Source organism: Catellatospora chokoriensis (genome assembly GCF_011297315.1).
In the GTDB taxonomy this organism is placed as follows: Bacteria; Actinomycetota; Actinomycetes; order Mycobacteriales; family Micromonosporaceae; genus Catellatospora; species Catellatospora citrea.
This window is the reverse complement of the sequence record NZ_JAAOTI010000005.1, coordinates 94,820-115,155: the sequence shown is the minus strand read 5'-3', so window position 1 is coordinate 115,155 and position 20,336 is coordinate 94,820. Positions and strand designations below refer to the sequence as shown.

At 71.7% G+C, this 20,336-nt stretch carries 15 protein-coding genes; 1 reads left to right on the top strand and 14 read right to left on the bottom strand.

The features are described from left to right. Nucleotides 1–16 precede the first annotated feature (16 nt). The 11 genes from HAV39_RS09735 to HAV39_RS09685 form a co-directional block, all read right to left on the bottom strand. Nucleotides 17–1,642 carry an ABC transporter permease gene (locus HAV39_RS09735; RefSeq protein WP_191838835.1) on the bottom strand — a complete coding sequence of 542 codons (1,626 nt, stop codon included), beginning with the start codon at nucleotides 1,640–1,642 and terminating at the stop codon, nucleotides 17–19. Next, nucleotides 1,639–2,547, bottom strand: coding sequence for an ABC transporter ATP-binding protein (locus HAV39_RS09730; protein ID WP_191838834.1), 909 nt, complete (start codon nucleotides 2,545–2,547; stop codon nucleotides 1,639–1,641). The genes HAV39_RS09735 and HAV39_RS09730 overlap by 4 nt, the downstream gene beginning before the upstream one ends. Nucleotides 2,548–2,657: 110 nt before the next feature. Next, nucleotides 2,658–5,288, bottom strand: coding sequence for a sensor histidine kinase (locus HAV39_RS09725; protein WP_191838833.1), 2,631 nt, complete (start codon nucleotides 5,286–5,288; stop codon nucleotides 2,658–2,660). A 56-nt stretch (nucleotides 5,289–5,344) separates the two neighbouring features. Then, entirely contained in the window at nucleotides 5,345–6,046 is a 702-nt protein-coding gene (locus tag HAV39_RS09720) for a response regulator (RefSeq protein ID WP_191838832.1), read from the bottom strand. Beyond that, the gene (locus HAV39_RS09715; protein ID WP_191838831.1) at nucleotides 6,043–8,619 is read right to left on the bottom strand and encodes a sensor histidine kinase; all 2,577 of its coding nucleotides are present in this window, start codon (nucleotides 8,617–8,619) and stop codon (nucleotides 6,043–6,045) included. Before HAV39_RS09715 ends, HAV39_RS09720 begins: the two co-directional genes overlap by 4 nt. An 84-nt stretch (nucleotides 8,620–8,703) precedes the next feature. Beyond that, a complete protein-coding gene (locus HAV39_RS09710; protein ID WP_191838830.1) occupies nucleotides 8,704–9,585 on the bottom strand; it encodes a potassium-transporting ATPase subunit C in 882 nt (293 codons plus the stop codon). Next, nucleotides 9,585–11,804 (bottom strand): potassium-transporting ATPase subunit KdpB, encoded by a 2,220-nt coding sequence (gene kdpB / locus HAV39_RS09705; RefSeq protein WP_191838829.1) that lies wholly within the window; start codon nucleotides 11,802–11,804, stop codon nucleotides 9,585–9,587. Before kdpB ends, HAV39_RS09710 begins: the two co-directional genes overlap by 1 nt. Nucleotides 11,805–11,835: 31 nt before the next feature. Then, entirely contained in the window at nucleotides 11,836–13,506 is a 1,671-nt protein-coding gene (gene kdpA, locus HAV39_RS09700) for a potassium-transporting ATPase subunit KdpA (RefSeq protein ID WP_191838828.1), read from the bottom strand. Between the two features lie 22 nt (nucleotides 13,507–13,528). Then, nucleotides 13,529–13,615, bottom strand: a complete 87-nt coding sequence (kdpF, locus tag HAV39_RS43600) for a K(+)-transporting ATPase subunit F (protein ID WP_120315222.1) — start codon at nucleotides 13,613–13,615, stop codon at nucleotides 13,529–13,531. A 90-nt stretch (nucleotides 13,616–13,705) separates the two neighbouring features. Further along, nucleotides 13,706–14,257, bottom strand: coding sequence for a hypothetical protein (locus HAV39_RS09690; RefSeq protein WP_191838827.1), 552 nt, complete (start codon nucleotides 14,255–14,257; stop codon nucleotides 13,706–13,708). 152 nt (nucleotides 14,258–14,409) lie between these two features. After that, nucleotides 14,410–14,562, bottom strand: coding sequence for a hypothetical protein (locus HAV39_RS09685; RefSeq protein ID WP_191838826.1), 153 nt, complete (start codon nucleotides 14,560–14,562; stop codon nucleotides 14,410–14,412). 165 nt (nucleotides 14,563–14,727) lie between these two features. On the opposite strand from HAV39_RS09685, the gene HAV39_RS09680 reads away from it, so the two are divergent. After that, nucleotides 14,728–16,236 carry an FAD-binding oxidoreductase gene (locus tag HAV39_RS09680; protein WP_191838825.1) on the top strand — a complete coding sequence of 503 codons (1,509 nt, stop codon included), beginning with the start codon at nucleotides 14,728–14,730 and terminating at the stop codon, nucleotides 16,234–16,236. A 21-nt stretch (nucleotides 16,237–16,257) separates the two neighbouring features. Here the strand turns inward: HAV39_RS09680 and HAV39_RS09675 are convergent, their stop codons facing one another. From HAV39_RS09675 to HAV39_RS09665, 3 genes are read right to left on the bottom strand one after another with little or no spacing between them, the layout of a single operon-like run. Continuing rightward, nucleotides 16,258–17,205: a hypothetical protein gene (locus HAV39_RS09675; protein WP_191838824.1), complete on the bottom strand. Its 948-nt coding sequence runs from the start codon at nucleotides 17,203–17,205 to the stop codon at nucleotides 16,258–16,260. After that, entirely contained in the window at nucleotides 17,202–17,861 is a 660-nt protein-coding gene (locus tag HAV39_RS09670; RefSeq protein ID WP_191838823.1) for a hypothetical protein, read from the bottom strand. The genes HAV39_RS09675 and HAV39_RS09670 overlap by 4 nt, the downstream gene beginning before the upstream one ends. Next, nucleotides 17,858–20,293, bottom strand: a complete 2,436-nt coding sequence (locus tag HAV39_RS09665; protein ID WP_191838822.1) for a hypothetical protein — start codon at nucleotides 20,291–20,293, stop codon at nucleotides 17,858–17,860. The genes HAV39_RS09670 and HAV39_RS09665 overlap by 4 nt, the downstream gene beginning before the upstream one ends. Between the last annotated feature and the right edge of the window lie 43 nt (nucleotides 20,294–20,336).

Sequence of the window (20,336 nt, the reverse complement as noted above, 5' to 3'; positions counted from 1 at the left end):
CGGGGCCGCCCGACGATCAGGTGGCCAGGTCGCGCCGCCGGAACAGGGCCATACCCGCCGCCGTCAGGGCGACCGCGACCGCCGTCAGCGCCAGCAGCGGCGTGGCCGACGGGTCGACCGCCGGGATCGCCGGCACGTGCGTGAACGGGGACAGGTCGCGGACCACCTGCGGCAGGCCGAACAGGTCGCCGAACAGGCCGAAGGCGATGCTCAGCACGAGCATCCCCCAGGCCGCGCCGACCGCGAGCCGTGGCAGGCCGCCGAACGCCAGCACCACCACGCCCGCCACGACCAGCGCCGCGGGAAGCTGGGCCAGCCCGGCTCCGGCCAGCGTCAGCACTCCCACGTCACCGCCGGAGGCGGCGTCGGCGAGCCCGGTGAACGCGCCGGCCAGCACCAGCATCACCGCCGCGCCGACGACGGTGCATGCCACGTGCGAACCCACCCAGCGGACCCGGCCGACCGCCGTGGACAGCACCGCCTCGGCGGTGCCGCCGACCTCCTCCGAACGCAGCCGCAGCAGCGCCTGGATGACGAAACCCGCGGCGAGGGCGCCGTAGGTGTTCATCATCGCGGCGAAGAAGATCGCGACCAGGTCGGGTCCGCCGTTGCCGGCGAGCCCTTCCATCATCTCGACCACTCCGGCGTTCGTGCCCAGAGCGTCCTTCACCGTGTTGCCCAGCGAGCCGATGCCCAGGCCGAACACCGCGCCGCCGATCACCCAGCCGATGGTGGAGCCCTTGTTGAGCCGCCAGGCCAGGCCCAGCGGGCTGCGCAGGCCGCGCGAGGCGTGGGCCGGTCCGGGCCGGTCGGGGATCAATCCGGCACCCAGGTCCCGGCGGTCGACGAGCACGAACGCGACGGCCACGCACACCGCGAACAGGGCGAGCGGCAGCGCCAGCACCCACCAGCGCTCCTGCCCGTACGGGCGGACCAGCGCGCCCCAGCCCAGCGGCGACAGCCAGGACAGCCAGTTCGGGGTGACGGTGAGGCCGTCGGCGGACCGCTCGCCGAGCGCGTCGCCGATGCCGCGGACCAGGTAGAAGACGCCGACCGTGGAGGCCGCGAAGCCGTTGGCGGCGCGTGCGCCCTGGAAGAGTTGCGCGGCGATCCCGGCGATCCCGGCGAACGCCAGCCCCGTCACGGTGGACGCGGCCCCGAACGCGACCGCGCCCTCGGCGGCCAGGCCGCCCGACAGGATGGTGAGGGTCATCGCCGCGCCGAACAGCACATTGGCGGCGAAGACCAGGACCAGTGCCGCGGTGAGCGGGGCGTGGCGGCCCACCGCGCCGGCCCCGATCAGCTCGGCGCGGCCGGTCTCCTCGTTCTGCCGGGTGTGCCGGACCACCGCGAAGGTACTCATCAGCGCGACGACCACCAGGATCGAGGCGAGGTTGCGGAAGTTGACCAGGGCGCCGAGGTCGGAGCCGACCGGCACGCCGCGCATCACCAGCACGGCCGGGCTGGAACCCGCGCCCTGCAGCGCGGTGATCCGCGACGCCTCGGTCGGGAACTCGCTCGCGACGGCGCTGGTGCCGGCCGACATGAGCCCGGCCGAGGCGATGATCCAGATCGGCAGCTGGATCCGGTCCCGCCGGGCGGCGAGGCGGACCAGCCGGCCGGTGCCCGCGTAAGCACTCACCGGGACGCCCCGATCTCGGCCGGTTCCTGGCCGTAGTGGCGCATGAACAGCTCCTCCAGCGTCGGCGGCTGGCTGGTCAGCGCTCGTACGTCGAACGTCGCGAGGTGTGCGAGCACGGCGGGCAGCGCGGTCGAGTCGACGTCGAAGCGGGCCCGGGTGGTGTCGGCCTCCAGGTCGTGCACGCCGGGCAGCCCGGCCAGGCCGGTGAGCGGCTCGCCGGCCTCCACGGTGATCGTGGTCCGGGTGAGGTGGCGCAGCTCGGACAGGGTGCCGGACTCGACGGTGACGCCCTCGCGGATGATGCTCACCCGCGAACACAGCGCCTCGACCTCGGAGAAGATGTGGCTGGACAGCAGCACCGTGGCGCCCTTGGCGGTCACCTCGCGCACGGTCTGCTGGAACGCGGCCTCCATGAGCGGGTCCAGGCCCGAGGTCGGTTCGTCGAGCACGAACAGTTCGACGTCGGAGGAGAAGGCGGCGACCAGCGCGACCTTCTGCCGGTTGCCCTTGGAGTAGGTGCGGCAGCGCTTGGTCGGGTCGAGCTGGAAGCGCTCCTCGAGCTCCTTGCGGCGGGCGGGGTTCAGCCCGCCGCGCAGGTCGCCGAACAGGTCGATGGCCTCGCCGCCGGTCAGGTTGGGCCACAGGTTGACGTCACCGGGCACGTAGGCCAGGCGGCGGTGCAGGGCGACGGCGTCGCGCCAGGGGTCCCCGCCGAGCACCTGGACCTCGCCCGCGTCGGCGCGAAGCATGCCCAGCAGCACCCGGATGGTGGTCGATTTCCCGGCGCCGTTCGGCCCGAGCAGGCCGTGCACCTCGCCGGTGGCGACGGTCAGGTCCAGGCCGTTGAGAGCGCGGCTGCGCCCGAACGCCTTGGTCAGACCGGTCGCGGAGATCGCGTAAGTCATGCTTCGGAACGTACGCTCTTTTCACAACTTCGTGAAGATTCTGGAGCGTCAGGATTTCGTAGTGATGACCGCTCGGGGCTTGACGGGCGCCCTGCGCTGCACTCCGGCAGTCAGCGCTCGTCGTGGCCGTCCGGTCCGGGGCGGTGCAGCCCCTCGGTGAACGCGCGGTCGGCGGCCGCGGCCTCCGCCGCGGTCAGGCCCGGCGGGGGTGGCACCGCGGGCAGGTTGAGCACCATCGTCAGGCCGCCGCCGGGGGTCGTCTCCGGCAGCAGTGTCCCGCCCATCGCCTCGATCAGCCCTCGGGACAGGGCCAGCCCCAGCCCCACCCCCGACTCGTTGCTGCGGTCGCCGAGCCGCTGGAACGGCAGGAAGACCTGATCGCGCTGCTCCTCGGGAATGCCCGGACCGTGGTCGATGACCCGGAGCTCGACCAGGTCGCCGTGTTCGCTGGCGGTGACGAGCGGTGGGCGGTCCGGCGGGCTGAACCGCAGCGCGTTGCTGACGACGTTCACCAGCACCCGCTGCAGCAGTCCCGGGTCGGCGCGCACGGCCGACAGGTCGTCGGGTATCCGGACACCGACCCCGCGCCCCGGCGGGCCGAGCTCGTCCAGCGCCGACGGGACGGCCTCGTCCAGCCACACGTCGACGGCCGTGATCCCGAGCGCGCCCGCCTGCAGCCGGCTCATGTCCAGCAGGTTGTCGACCAGTCGGGTGAGCCGGTCCAGCGACTCGGCGGCGGTCGCCAGCAACTCCCGCTTGTCCTCCTCGCTGAACTCGACGTCCTGGCTGCGTAGCCCGGCCACCGCGGCGACCGCCGAGGCCAGCGGCGTACGCAGGTCGTGGCTGACCGCGGCGAGCAGCGCCGTACGCAGCTTGTCGGCCTCCTCCAGCGGCTTGGCCTTGGCCGCCTCCTCGGCCAGGCGCTCCTGGCGCAGCGCCACCGCCGCCTGGGCCGCGAACGCCTCGATGATCCGCCGGTCGGCCGCCGCCGGTGCCGGGCCGCGCAGCACGAGGGTGACCTGCTCGTCGACGGGCACGACGGTGTCGCCCTGCGCCGGGGTGAAGCACGGCGCGCCGCCGACGGTCGCGGCGACCCGCCAGGCGGCGGGGTCACCCTGGCAGTCAGGGCCGTGCGGTCCGTCCCCGCGGCGTTCGAGCACGGTCACCGCGTCGAGCTGGAAGGTCTCGCGCAGGTTCTCCAGCAGTGCCTGCAGCGGCCGGGCGCCGCGGAGCACGCTGCCCGCCACCGTGGCGAGCGTGCCCGCGTCGGCGGACGCGCGGGCGGCCTCGCGGGTGCGCCGCGCCGCCAGGTCGACCACCGCGCTGACCGCGGCGGCTACCAGGATGAACACGACCAGGGCCAGCACGTTCTCGCGTTGGGCGATGGTGAACGTGTGCACGGGCGGGGTGAAGAAGAAGTTCAGCAGCACCGAGGCCGCCACGGCGGCCAGCAGCGCCGGCCACAGCCCGCCCACCAGGGCGACGGCGATCACCGCGGCGAGGTACAGCAGGATGTCGCTGGCCAGCGAGAGGTCGTTGCGCAAGCCGAACAGCACCAGCGTCAGCAGCGGCATCCCGGCCACGGCCAGGGCGAACCCCGCCGTCCTGCGACGCGGGGACAGCGCCGACATGCCGGCGCCGAAGACCGGCCGCTTGCCGCGGCCGCTGTGCTCGTGCGACACCAGATGCACATCGATCGGGCCGGACAGCGCGGTCGCGGTGACCCCGACACCGGGCGAGAGGATCTGCGCGAACCGGCCGCGGCGGCTGGCGCCCAGCACGAGCTGGGTGGCGTTGACGCCCCGGGCGAAGTCGAGCATCGCGCGCGGGACGTCGCTGCCGACCACCTGGTGATACGTGCCGCCAAGGCTCTCCACGAGCAGGCGGTGCTTGGCCAGCAGGGCCGGGTCGGCCCCGGCGAGCCCGTCGGAGCGCGCCACGTGCAGCGCGAGCAGGTCGGCGCCCTTGCTCCGGCCGGCGATGCGGGCCGCCCGGCGGATCAGGGTCTCGCCTTCGGGTCCGCCGGTCACCGCGACGACCACCCGCTCGCGGGTCTCCCAGGTCTTGGCGATGTCGTGGTCGGCGCGGTAGCGGTCCAGCTGGTCGTCCACCTTGTCGGCCAGCCACAGCAGCGCCAGCTCGCGCAGGGCGGTGAGGTTGCCGACCCGGAAGTAGTTGCCGAGCGCCGCGTCGATCTTCTCCGCGCCGTAGACGTTGCCGTGGGCCATCCGCCGGCGCAGCGCCTCCGGCGTCATGTCGACCAGCTCGACCTGGTCGGCCTGGCGCACGACCTGATCGGGCACGGTCTCCCGCTGCACGATGCCGGTGATCTGCTCGACGACGTCGTTGAGCGACTCCAGGTGCTGGATGTTCACCGTCGACAGCACGTTGATCCCGGCGTCGAGCAGCTCCTGGATGTCCTGCCAGCGCTTGCCGTTGCGGCTGCCGGGCACGTTGGTGTGGGCCAGCTCGTCGACCACCACCACCTGCGGCGCGCGGGCCACCACCGCGTCGACGTCCATCTCGGTGAAGGACGCCCCGCGATACTCGACCTGCTTGCGGGGCACGATTTCGAGGCCGTCGAGCATGTCGGCGGTGCGCTGGCGGCCGTGGGTCTCCACCAGGCCCACCACGACGTCGGTGCCACGCTCGCGGCGGCGCTGCGCCTCCTCCAGCATGGCGTACGTCTTGCCGACGCCGGGCGCGGCGCCCAGGTAGATGCGCAGCTGTCCACGTGCCATAACCGCGATCATCCCGCATCGGCGGCGGCGAGTAGGCGGTGACCACCGAGCCGCGCTCAGACCGCCGGTTCGTCGTACGGCACGAACCGGTAGCCCATGCCCGGTTCGGTGAGCAGCTGACGCGGGTGCGCGGCGTCGTCCTCGAGCTTGCGCCGCAGCTGGGCCATGTACTGGCGCAGGTAGTTCGTCTCCGTGGCGTACTGCGGCCCCCACACCTCCTGCAGCAGCTGCCGCTGGCTGACCAGCTTGCCCGGGTTGCGCACCAGGGCGCTGAGCAGGTGCCATTCGGTCGGGGTCAGCCGTATGTCACCGCCGCCGGCCGTCGGGCGCACCTGGTGGTTGCCGACATCGACGGTGTGCCTGCCGATGCGCACGACGCTCTGCGCCTCCGGCGACGCGGAGTGCCGGCGGGTCACCGCGCGGATGCGCGCCAGCAGCTCGTCCACGCCGAACGGCTTGGTGATGTAGTCGTCGGCCCCGGCGTCCAGCGCCTCGACCTTGTCCTCGCTGCCGGTGCGCCCGGACAGCACGATGATCGGCGCCGCGGACCAGCCGCGCAGGCCGCGGATCACCTCGACGCCGTCCATGTCGGGCAGGCCGAGGTCGAGCACCACCACGTCGGGGTGGTACGACCCCGCGGCGCGCAGCGCGTTCGCGCCGTCCGGGGCCAGCTCGACGTCGTAACCGCGAGCGCGCAGGTTGATCCGCAGCGCGCGCAGGATCTGCGGCTCGTCGTCCACGATCAGGATCTTCGTCATGCCGCTCCGGCCCCCTCCCCCGCCATGACCGCCGGGGCCGTCTCCTGGGCTTGCGCCACGGGCAGCGACAGCACCATGGTCAGGCCGCCGCCGGGAGTGACCTCCGGGACGAGCGTACCGTCCATGGCCTCGCTCAGGCCCCGGGCCAGCGCCAGTCCCAACCCGACACCGGTGTCGTTGCTGCGGTCGCCGGACCGCTGGAACGGCAGGAACACCCGGTCCCACTCCGTCTCGGGAATGCCTGGCCCGTGGTCGACGATGCGCAGTTCCACGCGCCCGGCATGCTCACTGGCCTTGACCAGGGGCGGCCGGTCGGACGGGCTGTAACGCAGCGCGTTGCCGATCACGTTGACCAGGACCCGCTCCAGCAGCCCGGGATCGGCGACGACCGCGGGCAGGTCGGCCGGGATGCGCATGCGCACCGTACGGCCGCTGTCGCCGAGCTCGTCCAGCGCGTGCGGCACGACCTCCTCGACGCCCATCGGCCGCGGGGTCGCGCCGAGCACACCGGCCTGCAGCCGGCTCATGTCGAGCAGGTTCTCCACCAGCCGGTTCAGCCGGTCCAGCGACTCGGCGGCGGTGGCCAGCAGCTCCGCCCGGTCGGCCTCGTCGAAGTCGATCTCGTCGCTGACCAGGCTGTCCACTGCGGCCTTCGCCGACGCTAGCGGCGTACGCAGATCGTGGCTGACCGCCGCGAGCAGCGCGGTCCGCATCCGGTCGGCGGCGGCCAGCGGCAGCGCGGCAGCCGCCTGCTCGGCGAGGCGCTCGTGGCGCAGCGCCAGCGCGGCCTGCGACGCGAACGCCTCCAGGATGCGCCGGTCGGCCGCGGCCAGTGGCTGCCCGCGCAGCACCAGCGTGAGGTCGTCGCTGACGGGCACGTCGGTGTCGGCCTCGTTGGGCGCGAAGCACGGCTGGCCGCCGATCGTGGCGACCACCCGCCACGAGCCCACCTCGTGGCGGCGCTCCGGGCCGTGGCCGGCGCCCTCGCGCGCTTCGAGCAGGGTCACCGACTCCAGCCCGAAGGTCTCCTGCAGCCGCTCCAGCAGGGCGGTCAGCGGCCGGTCGCCGCGCAGCACCGAGCCCGCGACGGTGGCCAGGGTCTGCGCCTCCGCGCCGGCCAGCGCCGCCTCCCGGGTGCGCCGGGCGGCGGCGTCGACGGTCGCGCTGACCGCGATGGCCACGACCACGAACACGGCCAGGGCCAGCAGGTTCTCCCGGTCGGTGATGGTCCACCGCCCTATCGGCGGGACGAAGAAGAAGTTCAGCAGCGCGGAGCCGCCCAGCGCGGCGACGACGGCGGGCCACTTGCCGCCGACCAGCGCCACGGCCACGACCGCGGCGAGGAACAGCAGGATGTCGGTGCCGAGGTTGAGGTCGCTGACCTGGTGCAGCAGCAGGGTCAGCAGGGGCAGGCCCAGCGCGGCCAGGGCGTAGCCGGCCGAGCGGCGGTGTGCCGACAGCGCGCTGCCGGCCGGTCCGCCGAACCGGCCCCGCCCGGCTTCGTCGTGGGTGACCAGGTGCACGTCGATCGCGCCGGATTCCACGATGGTGGACACGCCGACGCCCTGGGAGAGGATCTGCGCGAAGCGGCCCCGCCTGCTGGCGCCGAGCACCAGCTGGGTCGCGTTGACGCCGCGGGCGAAGTCCAGCAGCGCCTTGGGCACGTCGGTGCCGATGACCTGGTGGTAGGTGCCGCCCATGCTCTCCACGAGGATGCGCTGCCTGGCCAGCAGCGCCGGGTCGGCGCCGGCGAGGCCGTCGTTGCGGGCCACGTGCACGGCCAGCAGGTCGGCGCCGCGGGCGCGGTCGGCGATACGGGCGGCGCGGCGGATCAGGGTCTCCCCCTCGGGCCCGCCGGTCAGCGCGACGACGACCCGCTCCCGGGCCTCCCAGGTCGCTTCGATCTTGTGCTGACTGCGGTAGCGGTCGAGCTGCTCGTCGACCTTGTCGGCCAGCCACAGCAGCGCCAGCTCGCGCAGCGCGGTGAGGTTGCCGACCCGGAAGTAGTTGCCCAGCGCGGCGTCGATCTTCTCCGGCCGGTAGACGTTGCCGTGCGCCATCCGGTGGCGCAGCGCCTCCGGGGTCATGTCGACCAGCTCGACCTGCTCGGCGCGGCGCACGACCTCATCGGGGACGGTCTCGCGCTGCGGCACGCCGGTGATGGTCTGCACGACGTCGTTGAGGGACTCCAGGTGCTGGATGTTCAGGGTCGACAGGACGTGGATGCCGGCGTCGAGCAGTTCCTGGATGTCCTGCCAGCGCTTGGCGTTGCGGCAGCCGGGCACGTTGGTGTGCGGCAGCTCGTCCACCAGCGCGACCTCGGGCCGGCGGGCGAGGATGGCGTCGACGTCCATCTCGGTGAACGTGGCGCCGCGATACTCGACGGTGCGCCGCGGCACCAGTTCGAGGTCGCCGATCATGTCGAGGGTGTGCTTGCGGCCGTGGGTCTCCACGAAGCCGACCACCACGTCCGTGCCGCGCTCGCGGCGGCGGTGCGCCTCCTCCAGCATGGCGTACGTCTTGCCGACGCCTGGTGCGGCGCCGAGATAGATCCTCAACTGGCCTCGGGACATGGCTTCCTGTCTTCGACGGGGTCCAGGGGGTTAGGAAGGGCACCTTCCGCTACGCATGGCGATGGGAAGGTGCCCTTCCTTGCACTACATGCGGTCCAGGGCCAGGTTCAGCTCCAGGACGTTGACGGCGGGTTCGCCCATGAAGCCGAGGGCGCGGCCCGTGGTGTGCTCGTCGATCAGGGCGTTGACCTTGTCAATGCTCACCCCGCGTGCCGCGGCGACGCGCTTGGCCTGCAGTTTGGCGTAGCCGACGCTGACGTGCGGGTCGAGCGAGCTGCCGCTGGCGGTGACCGCGTCGGCCGGCACGGCCGACTGCTCGGGAGCGCTGCCCCGCACGGGGACGAGCACGCCCTTGCTGTAGTCCTCGCCGAACTTGCCGCACTCGACCGGCACGCCCTGGTAGGTGGCGATGAACGGCGTCGCGGGGCAGGCCTGGTTGACGCTGACCGCCCGGGTGACCTTGCCGGTCACGCCGTCGCTGTAGAACACCCGCAGCACGGCGCCCAGACCGTCGGCGGTGCAGTACGGCCGGCTGCCGTCCACACCCTCCAGCTCACCCACGGCCTTGCTGCGCGAGCAGACCTGGGTCAGCAGCGCCTGCTTGCTGCCGTCGCCCTCCTCGGAGTTCGGGTCGAGCGCGGGGTCGCCCAGGGTGTCCTCCATGCTCTCCGGGCCGAGGTTGCTGGCCGCGGTGGCGTCCGGGTCGTATCCGGAGGCCGACGGGCGGCTCTGGAAGTACTTCGGCACCGGGTTGCCGTCGGCGTCGGTGAACGACTGGCCGATGAGCGAGCTGCCCACGGGCTTGCCGCTCACCTCGATCAGCGAGCCGTCCGCCTTGTCGCGCAGCCCCGGGATCTGCGCGACCCCGAGGATGAGCAGCGGGTAGAGCAGTCCGGTCAGCACGGTGAAGAGGACCACGGCCCGCAGTGCGGCGAGGTGCTGGGAGATCCAACTGGGAATGCGCATCACGAGATCCCTGGGATGAGCGAGATGATCATGTCAATGATCTTGATACCGATGAAGGGTGCGATGATGCCGCCGAGGCCGTAGATCCACAGGTTGCGGGTCAGCAGCTTGCTCGCGCTGCTCGGCGTGTAGCGCACGCCGCGCAGAGCCAGCGGGATCAGCACGATGATGATCAGCGCGTTGAAGATGACCGCCGACAGGATCGCCGACTCGGGGCTGGACAGCCGCATGATGTTCAGCTTGTCCAGGCTCGGGTACACCACCGCGAACATCGCGGGGATGATCGCGAAGTACTTGGCGATGTCGTTGGCGATGGAGAACGTCGTCAGCGCGCCGCGGGTGATCAGCAACTGCTTGCCGATCTCCACGATCTCGATCAGCTTGGTGGGGTCGCTGTCGAGGTCGACCATGTTGCCGGCCTCTTTCGCGGCCGAGGTGCCGGTGTTCATGGCCACGCCGACGTCGGCCTGCGCGAGCGCCGGAGCGTCGTTGGTGCCGTCGCCGGTCATCGCGACCAGCCGACCGCCCTCCTGCTCCTTGCGGATCAGGGCGAGCTTGTCCTCCGGCGTCGCCTCGGCCAGGAAGTCGTCGACCCCGGCCTCGTCGGCGATGGCCTTCGCGGTCAGCGGGTTGTCACCCGTGATCATGACCGTACGGATGCCCATCCGGCGCATCTCGGCGAAGCGCTCCCGCATGCCCGACTTGACGACGTCCTTGAGGTGGATCACGCCGAGCGCCCGGGCCGGCTGGCCGTCGATGTGCTCGGCGACCACCAGCGGCGTGCCGCCCTGGCCGGAGATGGCGTCCACGGCGGGGCCGACGTCGTCGGACGGGTGGCCGCCGTTGTCCCGGACCCACTTCATGACCGCCGAGGACGCGCCCTTGCGGACGTGCCGGACCGTGCCACCGTTGCCGCCGCTTGCGGGGCTCGCCGGCGCACTCCTCGCGACGGCGGTCCCGTCCTCGGTCAGGTCGACCCCGGACATGCGGGTCTGCGCGGTGAACGGGATGAAGGTGGCGTGCGGCATGACGCCCTCCTCGCGGGCCCGCAGGCCGTACTGCTCCTTGGCGAGCACCACGATCGAGCGGCCCTCGGGCGTCTCGTCGGCCAGGCTCGACAGCTGCGCGGCGTCGGCCAGCGCCTCCTCGGAGACGCCCGCGGCAGGCAGGAACTTCCACGCCTGGCGGTTGCCGAGCGTGATCGTGCCGGTCTTGTCCAGCAGCAGGGTGTTGACGTCGCCCGCGGCCTCGACGGCACGTCCGCTCATGGCCAGCACGTTGCGCTGCACCAGCCGGTCCATGCCGGCGATGCCGATCGCGGACAGCAGCGCGCCGATGGTGGTCGGGATGAGGCAGACCAGCAGCGAGACGAGCACAATGCCGCTGATGCCGTTCGGGCCGAAGGACGCGGTGTCCAGGGCGGCGCCCTGCCAGTTCTTGGCGTAGATCGCCATCGGCTGCAGGGTGACCACGGCCAGCAGGAAGATGATCGTGAGCGCGGCCAGCAGGATGTTGAGCGCGATCTCGTTCGGGGTCTTCTGCCGGTTCGCGCCCTCGACCAGGCCGATCATCCGGTCGATGAAGCTCTCGCCGGGCTTCTGGGTGATCTTCACGACGATCCGGTCGGACAGCACCTTGGTGCCGCCGGTGACCGCGCTGCGGTCGCCGCCGGACTCCCGGATGACCGGGGCCGACTCGCCGGTGATCGCCGACTCGTCGACGCTGGCGATGCCCTCGATCACGTCACCGTCGCCGGGGATGATCTGGCCCGCCTCGACGACGACGATGTCGCCCTGGGCCAGTTCGGCCGCCGCGACGGACTCCTCACGGAACTGCGTGGCCTGGGCGCCCTCGGACCAGCCGATCAGGCGGCGGGCCATGGTGTCCTTCTTGGCCTTGCGCAGCGTGTCGGCCTGGGCCTTGCCCCGGCCCTCGGCCACGGCCTCCGCCAGGTTCGCGAAGATCACGGTCAGCCACAGCCAGATCGTGATCGCCCAGGCGAACCAGGACGGCTGCGTGATCGCCAGGATGGTGGTGAACACGGCGCCGACCTCGACGATCAGCATGACCGGGTTGCGCCACAGGGTGGCCGGGTTCAGCTTGCGCACGGCGTCGGGCAGCGAGCGCCACAGCTGCTTCGGGTCGAGCAGCCCGCCACCGACCCGCTTGGGCTCCTGCCGCGGCTGCGGCTGGGTGGATGCCACTGATGTGACAGTCATTTCTAGTCCTTGTCTGTTTCTGCGGCCGTGCTCACAGGCCCTCGGCCAGCGGGCCGAGCGCGAGCGCGGGCAGGAAGGTCAGGGCGATCAGGATCACCACGACGCCGACGACCATGCCGATGAACAGCGGCTTGTGCGTGGGCAGCGTGCCCTCCGAGGCCGGCACCGGCTTCTGCCGCGCCAGCGAGCCGGCCAGACCGAGCACGAAGATGATCGGCAGGAACCGGCCGAGCAGCATGGCCAGCCCCAGCGCGGTGTCCCACCACGGCGTGTTGACCGTGATGCCGGCGAAGGCCGAGCCGTTGTTGTTGGCCGCCGACGTGAACGCGTAGACCACCTCGGAGAAGCCGTGCGGGCCGACGTTGAGCTGGGTCTTCCAATTGCCCGTGGCCATCGCGGCGGCGACGCCTGTCAGCACGAGTGCGGGGGTGGTCAGGAAGTACAGCGACGCGAACTTGATCTCACGAGCGCCGATCTTCTTACCGATGTACTCGGGGGTGCGGCCCACCATCAGACCCGCCACGAACACCGTGATCACCGCGATGATCAGCATGCCGTACAGGCCCGCGCCGACACCGCCGGGCGCGACCTCGCCGAGCATCATGTTGATGATCGGCATCATGCCGCCGAGCGCGGTGTAGGAGTCGTGGAACGAGTTCACGGCGCCGGTCGAGGTGAGCGTCGTCGCCGCGGCGAAGGTCGCCGAGTCGGAGACGCCGAACCGGATGTCCTTGCCCTCCAGCGCCGCACCCACGGCCTGCGGGACCGTGCCGGCGTGCTGCAGCTCGAAGACGTTGGTCAGCGCGATGCTGGCGATGGCGATGGTCGCCATCACGGCCAGGATCGCGTAGCCCTGCCGGTTGTCACCGACCATCCGGCCGAACACCCGCGGCAGCGCGAACGGGATGCAGAAGATCAGGAAGAGCTGCAGCCAGTTGGTCCACGTGGTCGGGTTCTCGAACGGGTGCGCCGAGTTGACGTTGTAGAAGCCGCCGCCGTTGGTGCCCAGCTCCTTGATCGCCTCCTGGGAGGCCACCGGACCGCCGGTGATGTGCTGCTGCGCACCGGTCAGCGTGTCGATCATCGTGCCGTCGCCCAGGCTCTGCACCACGCCGCCGATGACCAGCAGGACCGCCCCGACCACCGCGATCGGCAGCAGGATGCGCAGCGTGATCCGGGTCAGGTCGACCCAGAAGTTGCCCAGCTGCTCGGACTTGCGCCGGGCGAAGCCGCGCACCAGCGCCACCGCCACCGCGATGCCCACCGCCGCGGAGACGAAGTTCTGCACCGCGAGACCGGCCATCTGCACGAAGTGCGTCATGGTGGACTCGCCCGAGTAGGCCTGCCAGTTCGTGTTGGTCACGAAGCTGACGGCCGTGTTCCAGGCCAGGTGCGGGAAGACCCGCTCGTCGATCGAGGTCGCGAAGTCCGGGACCTTGAAGATCAGATCCTGCAGGCGCAGGAACGCGTACAGGAACAGGATCGAGATCAGCGAGAAGGCAAGAACGCTGCGGGCGTACACACCCCAGGACTGCTCGGCGTTCGGATCGACGCCGAGCACCTTGTAGATACCGCGCTCGACGCGGCCGTGGCGCTCCGCGGCGACCACACGGAACATGTAGTCACCGAGGTAGCGGTACGCGACCGCCAGCGCCACGATGAGCGAGAGGATGAAGACCACTCCCGCGGCTGTCGTACTCATCTGAGGACAACTCTCCGAATCGTCAGAACTTCTCAGGGAACAGCAGGGCGAAGACCAGGAAGACCGCCAGTGCGCAGGCGATCACCAAGCCGACCAGGTTGGCAGTCACAGTCGCTCCGCTCCTCGTACGACGAGAGCGAGCACTGCGAACAGACCCACCGTGAGCAGCACGTAAGCCAGGTCAGCCACCGTGCGCCTCCTATCGAGTGTGTGTTTGCGGCATTTGCCCGTATTCTGCTCCGCCCGGCACCAGCCGGTGATCGGAACGGACGCAATCAAACTCCGGAAAACAGCCCAGGTGAGCGCTCTTGACGTCATCGCTACGGACGCCCCGACGTTCTTGACGCGGCTTTGACGCGCCTGTGACCGCCGCCTCGACCAGGGTCTGCTCCAGCGCGTGCCGGATCCAGCGCTGCCCCAGCCCCAGCCCCAGCGCCAGGCCGAACACGGCGAGGTTCCACAGGGTGGTGACGCCGCTCCAGGTGAGCTCGCCGTACTGGTTCACCAGGAACCCGTCGAACAGCAGGAAGCCGATGAGCGCGGTGACCAGCGCCGCGCGGGTGTCGGCGACCAGCGCCGCGTACCCGCCGACGGCGAGCGCCGCCAGGACCAGGCGGGCGTCGGGATCACCGACACCGGCCGCGATGACCGCCGTCGCAGCGGCCACCACGACCGCGCCGAGCGCGAGGTTGATGCCGAACGGGGTCCGGCGGCCGGCCTCTTCCGGCGTGCTCCGTGACTGCTGACGCATGACGCCCTCCCCAGAGGGATCGATCGACGGCGGTCGGGGTGACCGCGCCGATCAATACAAACGTCCGCCGTGGCGGCCCTGCAGCGTTCTTGACGGGATCGCTACGGGCCGCCGGACCATCTTGACGCGGCGTTTACACCGTGGGCATGCCGTCACCGCAGGGTGACGAGCACGCCCACGACGCAGGCCAGCAGCAGCGCCGCCTGGACGATCACGATGGCACGCGCGGCGGCGCGGTCGGCGCGGGCCGCGTGAGGGTGCAGAGCCCGGCCGAGGATGTGGCGGCGGGTGAAGCGGGCAGACATGCGCCGAACACTGCCCCGCCGCAAGGCGATCGGTAACCCGCCTTGACACGATCATGACGCGGCACAGTCCAACCTCGACGCCGCGTTGACACCCGCCTGCGTCGCTCCCGGTCGTCGGCCCGCACCCGGTCTACATTTAGGTTTGTTTCTAGTAATGTGACCGGCATGGCGGAAGCGCTGATCCTGGGACCTGCCGACCCCGCGTACGCCGACACGGTGCGGGCGCTCAACCGCCGCTTCACCGGCAAGCCGGACGAGGTGCACCGGGTGCACGACACCGGCCAGGTCGTCGCGGCCGTGGCCCGGGCCGTGCACACCGGACGCCGCATCGCGGTGCGCGGCGGCGGCCACTGCTACGAGGGTTTCGTCGCCGACCCCGAGGTGTCCCTGCTGCTCGACCTGTCCGGGCTGGCCTCGGTCGAGTGGGACGAGGCACGGGGGGCGTTCGCGATCGGAGCCGGGGCCACCCTGGGGGCTGTCTACCGGACGCTGTTCAAGAACTGGGGCGTCACCGTCCCTGGCGGGTCCTGCCACAGCGTCGGCGTGGGCGGGCACTTCACCGGCGGCGGATACGGCGTGCTGTCGCGGCGGCACGGCCTCACCGTCGACCACCTGCACGCGGTCGAGGTGGTCGTCGTCGGCGCGGACGGCGCGGTGCGCGCCGTCGTGGCGACCGCCGATCCGGCCGACCCCCACCACGACCTGTGGTGGGCGCACACCGGCGGCGGTGGCGGCACGTTCGGCGTGGTCACCCGCTTCTGGCTGCGCTCGGGTGGGACGAGCCCGGACAAGGCGCTGCCCGCTCCCCCGGCCGAGGTCTGGCTGCACGCGGTGACCTGGCCCTGGGCGAGCCTCGACCGTGACGGCTTCGATCTGCTGCTGGACAACTTCGGCAGGTGGCACGAGCGGCACGCCGCCTCGGACGACCCGTACGCGGGCCTGGCCGCCGCGCTGCTGGTGCCGACCCGGGCCGCGGCGGGGATCAGCCTGCGCACCACGATGGACGCGACCGCGCCCGACGCCGAGCAGTTGCTGCGTGCCTTCGTCGCCGAGGTCGGCGCGGGGGTGACGCCCGCCGGGCCGATGACCCGTGACAGCGGCAAGGCCGCCGCGCTGCCCGACGCGGCCGCGCCGCGGCGGCTGCGCTGGCAGTGGGCCAACCAGCTCGCCGCGGGCAGCGACCTGGGGCTGCGGGCCAAGTACAAGTCGGCGTTCCTGCGGCGCGGGTTCACCCCGACGCAGCGGGCGGCGATCCGGGCGTCGCTGGAGTACGCGCACCCGGACGCGCAGCTGCAGCTCGACTCGTTCGGCGGAGCGATCAACGACGTCGCGCCCGACGCGACGGCATACCCGCACCGTGACAGCGTGCTCAAGGCGCAGTGGCAGGTGTACTGGGCCGACCCGGCCGACGACGACCGGCACCTGGACTGGATCAGGTCGTCGTATCGCGAGGTGTTCGCCGACCGGGGCGGTGTGCCGGTGGCCGACGCCCAGCTCGACGGCTGCTACGTCAACTATCCGGATGCCGACCTGTCCGACCCGGACTGGAACTCGTCCACGACGCCGTGGACCGAGCTGTACTTCGGCGCGAACTACGCCCGGTTGCAGCAGGTCAAGGCCCGCTGGGACCCGACGGACACGTTCCGGCACGCGCAGTCCGTGCGCCTGCCCTGACAGCAGGCGCACGGGATCCGCCTACTTCAGCTTCGCGTCCAGCGCGTCGATCAGCGCCTTCTGGAACTTGTCGTACTCGTTGAGGTCGAACGGCCAGCGCCACAGTTCGAGCTGGATGCCCTGGGCGGCGATGCGCAGCGCCTGGTTGTTCGACATCTCCTTGGGCGCGAACCCGATGAACTGGGTGTAGTAGCCGCTCATCTCGGCCAGCCGGTCGGCCGCGCTCTTCGACCCGACCACCGCCGACGTGCCGGTGCGGGCCCGGAACGGCACCGGCTCCAGCACCACCTTCTCCGCCTTGAAATGCCGCCCGTCGATGATCATCCCATGGGCCTTGGCCCGGACGTAGTCCCACAGGTGCTGGCCCACCGGCAGGTCCTTGAGCCGGGTCAGGTCGTCGAGGTTGGAGATCGACTTGGATTCGAACACGGCCAGCACCCAGACCCGGCCGTCCGGGTGCACCGAGACCACCAGCAGGTCACCGAGCTGCTTGCCCTGGCCGTCGGCGACCCCGCCGACCAGCTGCACCTTGCCCCACTTCTTGGCCAGCTTCTCCGAGGCCCGCAGCCGCACCTTGTCCAGCGCCTTCACCATGTCCTCCAGCTCCGGCATCGACCGGGCCAGCCGCTCCACGATCAGGCCGCGCAGCGACTGCGGGCTCATCTCGCCGCGGCCCATCGCCTGGGCCACGATGTCGGCGAAGGTGGCCCGCTCCACTCCGGTGAGGATGGTCGGGTAGCGGGACAGAAAGCGGTCGTAGAGCTTCAGCGCCTCGGACACCACCGCGCCGGTGATCACCTTGACGAGCCGCTCCAGGTCGCGCATTCCCGCGGCGGCCAGCGCCCGCGGCGCGGCCCGGATCTCGTACCGGGCCACCTCCTTGCCGAAGATCTGCAGGCTGAGCCGCTTCACCTTCTTGGCGAACTTCGTGCCGTGCCCGAGTTTGATCAGCGACACCACTTTGCTCACGGCGCCGCCTCCGCCTCGTCGTAGGACACCTCCAGCGCCTCGCCGAGGGCGAAGCTGTCCGGCTCGCAGAAGGCTCGGATCAGCTCCAGCGCGATCCGGCCGACCAGGCGGCCCAGGTGGCGGCCGGACGCGGTGGCGTCCGGTGCGGTGCGCACCTGCTCCGACCACCACTCCAGGCTGGCCCGGCCGATCATGGTGGCGACGTCCTCGGCGTCGGGGATGATGTCGCGCAGCGCCTTGGCCGCCTCGACCGGGCCGACCTGGTCCAGCCAGCGGAACACCGCACCCATGCGCTGCATGGCGCGCAGCGTCTCCAGTTCCGCCTTCACCTTCGGCGACAGCCCCTGCGGCTCGTCCTCGACGATCGGGCGGACGAAGAACTCGGCCAGGCTCACCGTGACGCCGACCCCGACCAGCTTGAACAACGCCTGCAGGTCGTGCTTCCAGGCGACGGCGCCCTCCAGGAAGCCCTCGGCGAAGCCGTCCACGAAGCCGACCGTGGCCGGGATCGGATACGTGGGCGCGCTGACCATCCGCAGGTATGCCGCACCGTCGCCCCCGGCCACCGGGGGCGCCTGCGCGGTCACCGCCTGGATCAGGCCCGTGCCCAGCGCCGCCTGGTCGGCGGCGCTGAGCTGTCCGGACAGGCCTGTCACGGCCGCGGCTCGGTGAGGTGCACCGCCACGTCCACCGACGTCAGACCGCTGGCCGCCACGGCCTCACCGACCTTGCCCTGCGCCAGCAGCACGGCCGACGAGGCGGCGGTGCGGTCGGCCTCGCCCTGGGCGACGCTCTCGGTGAACGGGTCCGCCGCGGTCGTCCCGGCGAGCGTCACCTCGGTGTGCACCCCGTCCGTCGGCAGGTCCTCCGACCAGGTGCCCAGGCAGACGTGCTGCTGCACCACCTCCGGGCAGGGGTTGCCCGGTGTCAGCACCACCTCGTTCGGCCCGCCGAGGTTGGTCACCCGCCAGTCGGTCAGCTCCTTGAGCACCTTGCGGACCAGGTCCTCGATGCCGGCCGGGCCGGTGCCCTGCTGCGAGCGCAGGAAGATCCAGCGCAGCGCGATGTCCTCGTAGCCGGTGCGCACCGGCAGGAACAGCCGCGCCCAGGACGCGTTGACGAAGTCGCCGGCCGGGCGGGCCGGGTCGCGCAGGCTGCCGTCGCCGTTCCAGGTGCCCGAGTAGGTGCGGGCCGCGGCCAGCTCCCAGTCGAAGACCTGCTCCCAGACGTCCAGCTCGGCGATCTCGTCGCGGGCGTCGGCGGGGAACATCGCGTTGATGAACCGGCGCATCAGCTCCTGGGCCGGGTTGAGGCTCGCCCGGTGCGCGATGCGCCACGCCTCGAACTCGGCCAGCGCGACGGCCTCGGCGGTGGCGACCTTCGCCGCCCGCTGCGCGATCAGGGTGGCGCACTGCGCCTCCCAGGCCGCGGCCGCCTCGGCCTGCGCCTGGCTGAGCGACGTGGCGTCCGGGATGACCCGGGCCGACAGCGACACCCAGATCTGCGACGAACCGGTCAGCCGCCAGCCCGCGCCGCAGTGCACCATCTGGAAGATGGTCCGGTCGCCCGCCGAGTTCATGACCTCCCACGGATCGCCGACGGTGTACACGGCGTACCCGCGCGACGCGCCGGTCAACGTCGAACGCAGGCTGGCCTGCAGGGTCGCGATGTCGCCGTCCCACTTCATGCCGTGCGGCACGTTGATGGGCAGGGTGTAGTCGGCGCTCATGTCGCTGCCCGGCCAGCCGCCCCACTGCTTCAGCTCGGTCAGCGGCGGGTCCAGGCCGACCAGGCGCGCACCGGGCACCTCGGCGACGTTCGGCTGCGGCGGCAGCACCGCCGCCGGGACCGAGTCCCGCGCCGCCTTGAGCAGCTGCTCCCGCATCGCGGTCTCGGCGGCGTAGAAGTCGCCGGCCGGGTCCCGGACGAACGGCGTCCAGCACAACCGGACCCCGAACCGCTCGTGGGAGAACCGGATCCGCTGCAGCACCTTGTAGAAGTGCAGGTCGATCGGGGTGAACTGGTTGGGGTTGCGGATCGTGCGGCGGGCCGCGCGCTCGAACCGGTCGGACTCCGACACCCGGAACACGGTCTTGTGCACGTCACGCAGCTTCGCCACGTTCTTGCTGGTGCGGGCGGCGACCTCCTTGACCGAGTCGGTGCGGGTGTCGTTGTCGGCCTCCGTGGTGGTGTCCGACACCCCGCCGTTGACCTGCGCCTTGATGCCGTACTCGAAGCCGACCGTGCCGCCCGCGGTGAAGCCGTCGGTGCGGGTGGTGGTCATCGAGCCCGCGATCACCTCGGCATGGTCGATCGTCGATGACGACGACGTCTCGCTCTCGGTGTTGCCCTCGGTCTCCGAACTCGACTCCGAGAACACGTCGCGCTGCACGAACGAGCGCTGCTCCAGCACCACCTCCTCGGCCGGGGCCAGGCCCATGGTGTGCAGGTGCTCGCCGACCACGAAACCGGCCGGACGCAGCCGGGTGCGGTCCAGGAACAGCAGCCCGATCTCGGACCGGGCCAGGTCGAGCAGCACCTGCTCAGGCGTACGGTCCAGCACGGTGCCGGTGCTGGACCCGTCGCCCTTGGGCGGAACGTGGGTGGTGGGGCCTCTGCCGGTGCCGCCGCCCGTGCCGGTGCCGCCCGTGCCGCCCGTACCGCCGGTGCCGCCACCCGGGCCGACGATGATCGGTGCGGTGCCCTTCTGCAGCAGGTTGGCCAGTTTCAGCAGGGAGGTCGGCACGGCGGGCTCGGCCGGATCGACGCCGGGCACGCCGTGGGCCAGGCGCATCCGCATGGTCGCCTCACCCTCCGGGCCGTCCGCCCGCGTGGGCGGGACGACGGCGGAGGCGACGACGGTCTTGCCGGAGCCGCCGTGCCACTCGGCCCATTCGGCGGTGGCCTCGCCGGTGAGGCCGGCCGCCTTGGCCAGGTACACCCACTGCGCGCGGGTGAGGACGGGTCGGCCGTTGCTGCCGGTGTTGCTCAAAGCGGCGTAGCGGTAGGAGTACACGAAGCGGTCCCCGGAACCGGGCGCCCCCTGCAGTGCCTCCACCGGCACGCCGAATGTCACACGCTGAGTCATGGCAGGAGTGTGAACCCGACAGTCGTTCACATCCGTCGACGGT